The organism is Petrotoga sp. 9PWA.NaAc.5.4 (assembly GCF_002895485.1).
GTDB lineage: Bacteria > Thermotogota > Thermotogae > Petrotogales > Petrotogaceae > AZRK01.
The window spans coordinates 1-11,087 of the sequence record NZ_AZRK01000026.1; the positions used below are offsets into that span (position 1 = coordinate 1).

An 11,087-nucleotide genomic window follows, 5' to 3' on the forward strand; every position below is an offset into this window, starting at 1 on the left:
TGGGCTGCTCTTGCTACTTCATCTACTCCTGATGTTACTTCTTCTACGTTACCTGCTGTTTCTTCTGCATATGCCTGTATCGTATCCATTTGTGTCTTTAACTCTTCAGAATTATTCCTGCTTTCTTGGGATGCTTTTGTTAGTTTTATGGATGCGTTATCTACTTTTTCTGATGCTCCTTTTATTGAACTCATCGATTTCCTTAACTCTTTGCTCATCTCTGATAGTGCATTCGCCATCTGTCCTATCTCATCTTTGCTTTTGCTTTCAAAGTCTACTGTTAGATCTCCTTCTTTGAATTGGTTTATTTTGTTTCTGAACTCTGTCAATGGTTTTGTTATGCTTCTTATGAGATATATGACCATGATTATTGATACTACAAATGCTATTACTGTTAATATTATTGTTAGCATTATGGCTGTGTTGTTTTCTTCTATGAGTGTCGGTCCTAATGTGTCTTGTTGTACTTTTAACTCCGCTCTTTGTTCTTCTAATAGGTCTAATATTTCCACTCTCATTTCTTCCATCTGTTGTATTATTGGTTCTTGTGATTCTATTGTCTCAACTATTTGGGTGAGCACATTATTTAATTTAGTAAATAGATTCTTTATGTTTTGAAAACTTTGTTTAAGCTCTTCTGTTGCTATTACCAAGCCATCTTCAATCAATTCTAATTGAATATTTAGCTCATTAAAATAAGATAATACATTATTTTTATCGCTTGCTTCTAATGATGAAAAATATATAAAAGAAAGTTGCATAATATTATCTAATATTTCAATTGATCTATCTGAATAAAACACTAAAGTTGAAAGAAATTTTTTGTCAGCAAGATATTTAAAATCCAAAATAACCTGTTTTAAATCATTAGAAATATTTGTAAAATCTTGATCTATAAGTCTTTCCTTTTCTGAATTGAATCCAACTATCTGATTAAACAGACTTTCATAAGTTTCTACGTAACTTTTTAAATTAACTATATCTGTCGATTCATTTGTTTCATCCGTAAATTCATCTTTTATATTACTTATATTAATCAAAAAATTTTCTTGTGTCTCAGTATCATAGTATATTACATAATCTTTTAAAGCTAAAGCTGCTTCAAAAAAATTCATTTCTATTTCTGAAATTCTACTTGTTTCGTCAGATAAATCTTTATAACTTTCCAGACCTTGGTTAGAAATTATCAAAGAATAAATATTATAAAAAACAGCTACCCCAAACAAAATTAAAATTACTGCGATAATCAAAGCAATTCTTCCCCCTATATTCTTAAAAGAAATAATAGCACCCCCTCAAAATTACAATTATTTTTAATCATGTAAATTTTAATACTACAATTTTAACATAAAATAGTAACCAAAAAGTTACAAAAGCATTCGGTTCATATATTTTATCTTTGAAAAATTAATATTTAGAAGTAAATCTAGAAATAGTTAAAGCCGCTAACAAAATTATACCTTTAAAAATATCTTGCATCGTATAAGAAACACCTAACATTGTTAATCCATTAATCATTACACCCACCAAAGTTGCTCCAATAAAAGTTCCAAAAGGATTTGGTTTTCCAAGACCTAATACAGAAATACCAATATAACTTGCAGCAACACAATCTAACAACATTGTTTGAGTTTCTGCAATTTGAGCACTTCCCAAGCGAGAAACTAACAATATGCCACCCATAGCAGCTAAAGCTCCGCACAATGAATGAGCTAATATTTTGTATAAATTAACAGGAATCCCAGCCAAATACGAAGCTTCTGGATTCCCTCCAATTGAATACAAGTTTCTTCCATATCTCGTATTATTCAAAAAAATATGGATTATAAGAACTATAGCAAACATAATTATGATAGGCATTGGAAGAAAGCCTATATTCCCTTGACCTAAAAACAAAAAAGCATTCGGTATGATTCCCGGAGCGGTAACAAAACCTCCAGTTGGCGAAGGTTTAATCATTTTAGAATAAATATTTAATCCACCGGTATAAGTTAATGTCAACCCCTGTGTGATAAACATAACTCCTAAACTAGCCAACAAATCGTCTACTTTAAAATAAATCACAAACAAAGCTATTAAAAAGCCGAACAATGTTCCAACCCCAACTGATATTAAAATTGCTATTATAGGATTGAAGAGGTTCCATACCATTAATCCAGCAGTAAGTGCACCACAAAGACCAGCAATTCCTGTAATTGCTAAATTGAAAGCATTGGCACTTAAAGCAACAGTAAATCCCACAGCTATAACTGTTATTACAGAAACAGAACGTAAAATATCAGTAATATTTCCTAAACTTATAAAATTAGGAATCATTATCCCAAAAATCAGCATTAATACTAATAAAGCCAATATTGTACCATAGTTAGAAACAAATTTTATTATTTTTGAGTTCAAAATCTTCCCTCCTACTAAAATGATTTATTATTTTATAAAGTTTTATTTACTTGATGTCCTCCTGTTGCCAAATTTAATATTTTTTCACTAGTTGCTTCTTTCCGATTTAAAATGCCTTCTATTTGTCCTCTAAACATAACAATTATTCTATCGGATATTCTTAAAATTTCATCTATATCAGAAGAAGCATATATAACGCCTATTCCTGTTTCAGCTATTTTTTCAACTAATTGATATATTTCTTCTTTTGTTCCTATATCTATTCCTACTGTTGGCTCGTCGAATATTATCACTTTTGCACCTTTCAGTTTTTCTTTTATAAGCCATTTGGCTATTACGGTTTTTTGCTGATTCCCACCACTAAGATTTTTGACCAATTGATTTGGCCCATAGCATTTAATTTTAAGATTTTGAATAAATTCTATAGAAGTGTTTTCAATTGCTTTACTTTTGATAATTCCTAATTTAGAAAATTCTTTAAAATTTGGTAACATCAAATTCCACTTAACATCTTCACCAACTATTAAACCTTCTTTTCTTCTTTCTTCGGGAATCATGTATATTTTATTATTTATAGCATTTTGTGGATTTTTAATTTTTCTTATTTCATTATTTTCTAAGCAAATTTCACAAGTTTGACTTTTTTCGACCCCAAATAAAGCCTTTAATAGTTCAGTTTTTCCTGCACCTATTAATCCGGTGATCCCTAAAATCTCTCCTTTCTTAAGGTCAAAAGAAAGTGGCCCTAATTTGTTTTCTACATATAATTTTTTTACCTTTAAAACTACTTCATCAAAGTTATTCTTTATTTCTTTATGATGCACATGAGTAAACTGATTTTTTTCACCTAACATGGCTCTCACAACTGTATCTACATTTGTTTTATCTTTATCAAAAGTATCTATTTTCATCCCATCTCTAAAAACTGTAATTTTATCCGCAATATTAAATACTTCTGGCATTCTATGAGAAATATATAAAACTCCTATTTGTCTTTTCTTCAAAGATCTAATTGTTTCAAAGAGGGCCGCAACATCTTGCGGCCCTAAAGAGGCGGTTGGCTCATCGAAAATAATAAATTTAGATCCGTAAATTAAAGCTTTTGAAATTAAAAGCAACTGTTTTTCAGCTACAGATAAATTTGACACAAATGAATCCAAATTAAAATCTATTTTTATTTCTAAATTATTTAAGATAACTTTTGCTTTTTTTGAAAAATCTTTTTGAGTTACAAATAAGTTATTTTGATTATTTTTTTGCTTGAATAAAAACAAATTTTCTGAAGCTGTAAAATATGGTACAAGAGCAGTATCAACCTCTTGATATACTGTACTTATCCCATATTCAAATGCTTTTTGTGGAGAATTTAGATTAACTTTTTCTCCATTTATTTCTATTTCACCTTCATATTCACTATAGACTCCTGACAAAATTTTAGCAAATGTACTTTTCCCTGCACCATTTGCTCCAACTATTGCATGAATCTCTCCAGATCTTAAAAGCATATTTAAGTTTTTTAAAGCTTGTACTCCCGGAAACTTTTTAGACAAGTTTTGAACTTTTATTTCAAAAAACAATTCATCCATTAAAAACACTCCTAATTCACTTTTGATTATTTTTAGCTACTTCTCTCATTTCGTTAGTCCAAGCTATGCCACTATCTCCCCATGCTGGAACCAAATCTTTAGTTATAAATTCTCCATTTTCCAAATCAATTTCGCGTGCAACTTCTTGAGTTATTAAAGCTGGAGGAATTATAGCATATCTTGGTATTTCCTCATACCGATCATTGGCAGCTAAATATGCAATTCTCATAGCTACTCTCCCTATTTCTGAAGGATCACATGCTGCGGTAGCTTTCCAGTTGCTATCTGGTGCAGCCATAAGAGAAAGGTCATATGAACTTACATCTACTCCATAAACAGGAATACTTTTATTGGCTTGTTTTATAGCATTTAAAGCTCCTATTGCAAGTTGATCATATGGTGCCCATATAGCATCAATCTCATTAGGATGAGCTCTTAAAACTGCATCCATAAGTGACATAGTACTTGAGATCACAGCAGAACCAAAAGTCGGAGCTATTTGTTCAATTACCTTAATTTTTGGATATCTTGCCAATATTAGCGGTAATATTTGCATTCTTCTCTCCAAAGGAGCCACTCCAGATAGCGTCACTACTACAATATTTCCTTCACCTTTCAAATCCTGAGACAATGCAGATAGACTGAGATATGCTAACATATAATCATCTTGGGAAATTTCTGAAGTCACTTCGGTATCAACAATAACATCGAAAATGATCACAGGTATCCCTAAACTCATAGCTCTCTGAATCCCTGGTTTTAATGCAGTTCCTTCACCGTGATCAATAAAAATTGCATCTGGGCGCATTGTTATGGCATTGTCTAACATTTGAACTTGTTTGCTATTCGACATTTGAGCGTCTAACACTGTTAAATTAATTCCTAACAAATTTGCCATCTCACGTGCTCCAGAGACTAATTGAACCCAATGATCTCCGTAATTACCAAGCGCAACGTGAACAACTTTTACTGGCTTATCAACTGAAAAAACCAAAGTAGAAAAAGTTAATAAAAGAATCACAAATACCGTTAAAAATTTTACTGTGTTTTTCATACCTTACACCTCCACTAAGTAATTTTGAGGTACAAATTGTGAAATTTATATTTTTTGAGATTTTATTTTTCTTATACTAATTTCATAGGGTTTAGTTAAAATACCTTTTTCTGTTACTATTGCAGTAATTAATTCATTTGGGGTGACATCAAAAGCAGGATTATAAATTTTTATTCCATCGGGAGCTATTTTTTGTCCATTAAATTCCATAACCTCTCTCGAGTTTCTTTCTTCGATAGGGATTGTTTTTCCAGATTCACAAACAATATCTATCGTAGAAGTTGGAGCCGCTACATAAAACGGAATTCCATGTCTATGGGCTAAGACAGCAACTGAATATGTACCTATTTTATTGGCCACATCGCCGTTTCTTGCTATTCTATCCGCTCCTACTATTACAGTGTTTATTTTGCCTTGCTTCATTACCCACCCAGCCATATTATCACAAATTAACACCACTTCTATTCCAGCCTGGTTTAATTCAAAAGCAGTTAATCTGGACCCCTGAAGATAAGGACGAGTTTCATCTGCATAAACTTTAATATTCCATCCTTTCTCTTTTGCTATATAAATAGGAGAAGTAGCTGTTCCATATTTAGAAGTTGCAAGAGCTCCAGCGTTACAATGGGTTAAAATGGTATCGCCATCTTTTATAAGGTAATTATCTATAAAATAATTCCCTATTTTTATATTTCCTTCTTCATCTTCTCTAAAAATTTTACCTGCTTCTTCTTCAAGGATTTCCTTTTTTTGTTCAAATGGGATTAGTAACTTTTCGATCTCTTTAGCTTTTCCCAACATCCTATCCAGTGCCCAAAACAAGTTGACAGCTGTGGGTCTTGCATCTTTTAAAATATTTACACTATTTTCTACATTTTTGATAAAACTTTCATTATTACTTAAATTATATAATCCAATTACTACCCCATAAGCAGCTGTTATTCCTATTAAAGGTGCACCTCTTAATTCCATATTTTTTATAGAATAGTAAATATCTCGTACTGTTTTTTTTGTCGAATATTCTACTTCATTTGGTAACTTCAATTGATTTAGTATCTTTAAAGTTTTATCGTTCTTATTCCATATTATAGGTTCAATAATATTCATCCATTTCCCTCCAAATATAGTAACTGTCTTATAGAAATATACAATTGTTATTAAAGATATAAGAAATTAAAAAATGATTGATTTTACGTAAGAAATTACATCTTCAATAACTTTAAACCTTTCCCTATTCATCATCAATTGGGTAGCTAACTCCAAAATAATTATTTGAACTTTTGACCTTTCTTTTAAATCTTCAATTTCATCTACATCTATATTATGAGCTAATCCGTGCATTCTTCTTATCATTGCAGCAGCAGCGTAACCTATCATATCTTCAAAGAATTCTGAAAAATAGTGATCTAAAAAATTATTGTCTTTGAAACTTATGTCGTTAGTTTTTTCACCCCAAAGTTTAGAAAATTTATCTGTGAACTTTTTATATATATCTCCTATTGTTATTAACAAATATTCTCTATAATCTTCAACTTTTTCTTTAGAATATTCCTTGCCTTCCCATGAGACATAGTTAATAAGAAGGTTACCAATTAATAAACCAGGATCAAAAGCAGAAGGTCCGAAAAATGAAAATTCACTATCAAAAACTTTTGTATCATTTTTACTTACAAATATAGAACCGGTATGGAGATCCCCATGTAGAAGACTTTCTGCTTTAGTCATGAATATATATTTCAGTTTAGAGGCTTCATTCCATAAATATTGCCTTTTCCAAAACTTATTTTCTAAATAAGATATTAATTCAGGATTTATCTTATTTCGAGGTGAGTTATAATATGGATCGGTAAATATTAAATCTTCGGTAATTTTGCATAAATCAGGATTTATGAATCTTCTCACCATTTCTTTTTTCTCAAGAGGATTTAAATAAAAATCTGAAGTATAAAAAATAGTATTAGCTAAAAAAGTAGAAATATGTTCTGAAAAATTAGGATATTTTTTCATTTGTAACGTTCCTTTTCTCATTACTTCCAATGTAGATAGATCCTCCATTATAAATAAAGCTAATTCATTATCAATGTAGTATATTTCAGGTACCAGACCAGGGGCTAGTTCTCCTTGCCTTTTCATCGCTTCGGCTTCTAATCTATTTCTATTTAATTGAAGTGGCCAATCACTACCAACAATTTTGACATATGGTAAAGCTTGTTTCAATATATATGATTTTCCACTATCTCCTATTACTTTAAATACAAGATTTAAATTCCCATCTCCTATTTCTTTAACTTGTAATTTCTCATTTTCTCCAAAAAAACCTTTTTCTTTTATATAGTTTTCTACTTCATTTTCATTTAAAGACCTATAACTCATTCTATTATCCTCCCTTAAATCAAATAAGTAAGATATCTAATAAATTAAACAGACGTTAGTCAACTAACGATAGACGACTAATTTATTTAGATTTTATTCTTTTTTACATTTTTAGTCAAGATTAATTATAGGCGATTATGACTAATTAAGAATAATTAATTTTGATTATTATTAAAAATCTTTTAATATCTTATAAAATAAAAATAATTTAAAAAATTAATGGATCCACTACAATGTCCTTTTCATCTGTACTCATTTAGTGAAAATAGTATTAGAAAATTTTAAAAAAAGGGCATAATAGGTATCCTTCTACGCCTTTTCTTTCCACTCCCTTTCCTAAAGAAGAATACCATTTTTATGTTCTTTTCTGTACATTTTTATTTGCAACTTTTTATGCCTTTTTATTTTATCATTTACAATCACCCTCTCCCGCGTAAAGAAAGATCGTGGCGCATCCGCCGCCCGACTCACTGTATGCCGCTCTCGCAATATGTATCCGGCTTGTCCCTTATTTGGTTTTTCAAGGTTCAGTGAAGAATAAAAACATATCCCTCATAAGCCTTTTCATTTTTGAGGTAAAAGTAAGTGGGCTTAAAAATATTTTTTCAAAATTTCTCCATGTTTCTCAGCCCGCGTTCAATGGCTTCACCTACAACAGCTTTGCTGACACCCTCCGTCCTAAATGGTGCTCTTGCTCATTCCCAAAAAGTAATGAGCGTAGATGCGTTTGGCCTGCTTGTCCGGCAATACGGCAATGGTAGCGTGAAGCTGTTCGACTGTGACTTTACGCTCGTAAATCTTGCAGGGAGACAGGGATACAAACATGATGTCATGCTCGATACCGTCGCCTCGATCCAGGGAGTAATACGCCTTATGGCAATACCTCCTCAGATAATAGGCGGCTTCGGCCCGTTCATAGGAAGCCATGAGTGCTGCAATTTCGTCCGGCACTTCAATGATGCAGTTGGTGGTATAATAATCAGGATAGTAATCCCTCAGATTGATTTTTTTCATTTGGTTTTCCTCCGTTTCGATTTTTGGGATTTGGCAAATCGAAACAGAGGAAGGTGGGGAGCGACAGCCAACTGAATTTCCCTTTATACGGCAAAAAAAGTCCACTTGGACATAAGCCAAATGAGCCTTTTGAGAAACAATGATTCTATATATCCTATTTTTATGATCTAATAGTTCCTGTTGATGACCGCACTGCTCCCATAGGCAGTACAGGTTTTTTTGACAGGCTGCCAATTAAAGCGGTATGTAGGAGATTGATGTCAGCTTCATCACGCTCGGCCGCTGTTGGTAAGCGGCCGCCTGAAGTTCAGACCATATCGAACACGCATAGAAAAGCCCTCCAAACCTGCAATTCTGGAGGGTACGTTGTTTATTCAGGTATAAGAATAGATTCGCCAAACTCACGTTTTTTTGTTGGGCGGGTAGCGCCTCTGTTTTTTGATTCATATAAAAAACCTGCCACATAAAAGGGCAAGTTTCCTACGCAATCCTCTCGGTAGCCAGACTGTCATCATGCTTACGCACCTTAGACCCTCGGCTTTGCGTCCTTACCTTTCGGCAAATTTGCCCTTGAAACAAATATTTACTTTTTTTATTTTAACTGTTTTTGCACTTTGTTTATCCATTTATATTTACATGATTCCAGCATTCAGTTGAACTGCCTTTTATCATTTTTGTTCCTTGTTCAGTTTATATTACAGCCATATAGCCCAGTTACCATGATCGAATGTTCCGCTGCCGTGATGCAGTTGTCCATTGGTTTGAAGTTGTCGGAAAGCATCACGCATCCGGATAAGGATATCAGGTTGAATGTCCAGAGAGTGGTGTGCTGGAAAAACACATTTTACAGGCAGTGCTGAAATCTTTTCCAAAGAAACGAGATATGCCTCAGGATCGGTGGATGGATAGTAAGCAAATAACGTATCTTTGTAAACCAAATCGCCGGTAAAGAGATAGCCGTGATCCTCTTCCCAAAAGCACATATGCCCTGGTGAATGACCAGGAGTATGCAGTACCTGAATGCAACGGCCTCCAATGTTAATTTCGTCGCCGTCCTTTAGCGCCCTTGTCGGTGTCCCCTGAAAGAATTCATATTTGTTCACATCATAACCTTCTGGCAGATTACAGCGATCAATTACCATATCTTTGATCTGCTCCATAGTCAAAGGGAATTCGCCGTTTAGCCAATTCAGTTCATCCTCGTGAACGTAAAAGTCCGGAAAATATTTGTGACCCCCAATATGATCCCAATGGATGTGCGTGGCAACAGCAGTAACCGGCTTGTCCGTCAACTTCCTTACCTTGTCATAAATATTACAAATGCCAAGGCCAGTATCAATCAGAAGACTGTGCTCAGAACCGTTCAGAAAATAGCAGTGCGTTTCCTCCCAATGCCGATATTCGCTGATGATATATGTATCTGCATCAATTCGGTCTGTTGTAAACCAATCGTTCATATATTTTTTCTCCTTTCAAATTCATGTTTATCTGCCTGTCATATAAATAATTAGAACAGTGGTGTTAGTATATTATAGTGGACAAAGAAAAAGGGGTATAATAGAATAAAATAAAAAGGAGTGAGTCCACTATGGGTAGTAAAGGGACAAGATATTCAAACGAGTTCAAAGAACAAATAGTTGAGCTTCGCTAAATGGGAAAAAGTGTTAAAGAGTTATGCGACGAATATGGCTTAGGGAAAAACACAGTTAGAGAATGGCTAAGAGAAAGGGAACCCGTATTGAATGGTGAAGGTAAAGAAATAAGCGAAAAAGAGTACTTTGAAATGAAAAAGAAAGTTAGAGAATTAGAGTTGGAGAATGAGATATTAAAAAAGCTACAGCCATATTCGCTAAAAAAGTGTAATAGAGATAGTCAAATTCATCGATAAATTCAAAAAGCAATATACAGTTGCTCGTATATGTAGAGTATTGAAATTTCCAAGGAGCACATATTACAAAGTAATAAACCATCAAAAGAGTAACAGAGAAAAATTCAATGAAATACTTGATGAAAACATATTAAACATATACAAGGATAGTAAAAAGCGATATGGTGCAACTAAAATACATAGAGCTCTTGATAAACAAGGTATAAAAGTCAGTCTGAAAAAGGTTCAAAGACGAATGAGACATTTAGGAATTTATGCAATAATCAATAAAAAGTATAGACCATTTAAATCAAATAAATGTATTGAACAACTACCTAATTTGATAAAACGAGATTTTTCAACTAAGTCAATAAACGAAAAATGGTGTGGCGACATTACCTACATATACGTATCAAAAGAGAAATGGACATATTTAGCAAGTGTAATGGAATAATACACTCATATAGCAACAAAACTAATCCTTATGAGAACGCTTGTATTGTAAATGATAAAATAAAAAGGTATAAAAAGTTGCAAATAAAAATGTACAGAAATGAACATAAAAATGGTATCCTTCTTTAGGAGAGGAAATAGAAAGAAAAGGAGGAGAAGGATACCAAAGATGAAAGAATTAAAAAAGCAAATAGAAATAATAAAGGTGATGGGAATGAAGCCGAACTTTTCTGAATTAGCAAGGATGTATGGGATTGATAGAAGGACAGTGAAAAAGTCTAATGAAGGAAATGAAGGTAAGCCAAGGAAACGACAGAAACCACGCAAATCGGATAAGCATTCA

General features: G+C 32.8%; 9 protein-coding genes, 2 pseudogenes and 1 riboswitch. Of the genes and pseudogenes, 3 read left to right on the plus strand and 8 right to left on the minus strand.

The window, feature by feature from the left end; translation table 11 throughout:
• The 8 genes and pseudogenes from X924_RS07830 to X924_RS07865 all read right to left on the minus strand — a co-directional run.
• Nucleotides 1-1,250 (minus strand): methyl-accepting chemotaxis protein (locus tag X924_RS07830; RefSeq protein WP_233186611.1); only part of this gene is annotated, 1,250 nt, incomplete at its 3' end.
• A gap of 157 nt (nt 1,251-1,407) precedes the next feature.
• Nucleotides 1,408-2,397, minus strand: a complete 990-nt coding sequence (locus tag X924_RS07835) for an ABC transporter permease (RefSeq protein WP_121958377.1) — start codon at nt 2,395-2,397, stop codon at nt 1,408-1,410.
• Between the two features lie 32 nt (nt 2,398-2,429).
• A complete protein-coding gene (locus tag X924_RS07840; protein ID WP_121958378.1) occupies nt 2,430-3,983 on the minus strand; it encodes a sugar ABC transporter ATP-binding protein in 1,554 nt (517 codons plus the stop codon).
• Nucleotides 3,984-3,999: 16 nt separating this feature from the next.
• On the minus strand, nt 4,000-5,037 hold the full coding sequence (locus X924_RS07845) for a substrate-binding domain-containing protein (protein WP_121958379.1): 1,038 nt from the start codon (nt 5,035-5,037) through the stop codon (nt 4,000-4,002).
• Between the two features lie 45 nt (nt 5,038-5,082).
• A complete protein-coding gene (gene mtnA / locus X924_RS07850; protein WP_121958380.1) occupies nt 5,083-6,144 on the minus strand; it encodes an S-methyl-5-thioribose-1-phosphate isomerase in 1,062 nt (353 codons plus the stop codon).
• A gap of 66 nt (nt 6,145-6,210) precedes the next feature.
• Nucleotides 6,211-7,410: an S-methyl-5-thioribose kinase gene (gene mtnK, locus X924_RS07855; RefSeq protein ID WP_121958381.1), complete on the minus strand. Its 1,200-nt coding sequence runs from the start codon at nt 7,408-7,410 to the stop codon at nt 6,211-6,213.
• Between the two features lie 605 nt (nt 7,411-8,015).
• Nucleotides 8,016-8,424, minus strand: a pseudogene (locus X924_RS07860) (sigma-70 family RNA polymerase sigma factor).
• A gap of 492 nt (nt 8,425-8,916) precedes the next feature.
• A riboswitch (cyclic di-GMP riboswitch) is annotated at nt 8,917-9,003 on the minus strand.
• 116 nt (nt 9,004-9,119) lie between these two features.
• The gene (locus X924_RS07865; RefSeq protein ID WP_121958382.1) at nt 9,120-9,881 is read right to left on the minus strand and encodes an MBL fold metallo-hydrolase; all 762 of its coding nucleotides are present in this window, start codon (nt 9,879-9,881) and stop codon (nt 9,120-9,122) included.
• A gap of 194 nt (nt 9,882-10,075) precedes the next feature.
• Here X924_RS07865 and X924_RS07870 point away from each other — a divergent pair, with 194 nt between their 5' ends.
• The 3 genes and pseudogenes from X924_RS07870 to X924_RS07880 form a co-directional block, all read left to right on the plus strand.
• Nucleotides 10,076-10,312 carry a hypothetical protein gene (locus X924_RS07870; protein WP_121958383.1) on the plus strand — a complete coding sequence of 79 codons (237 nt, stop codon included), beginning with the start codon at nt 10,076-10,078 and terminating at the stop codon, nt 10,310-10,312.
• Between the two features lie 40 nt (nt 10,313-10,352).
• Entirely contained in the window at nt 10,353-10,745 is a 393-nt protein-coding gene (locus X924_RS07875) for an IS3 family transposase (RefSeq protein ID WP_158245353.1), read from the plus strand.
• Between the two features lie 168 nt (nt 10,746-10,913).
• A pseudogene (locus X924_RS07880) lies at nt 10,914-11,087 on the plus strand (IS21 family transposase); the annotation flags it as partial.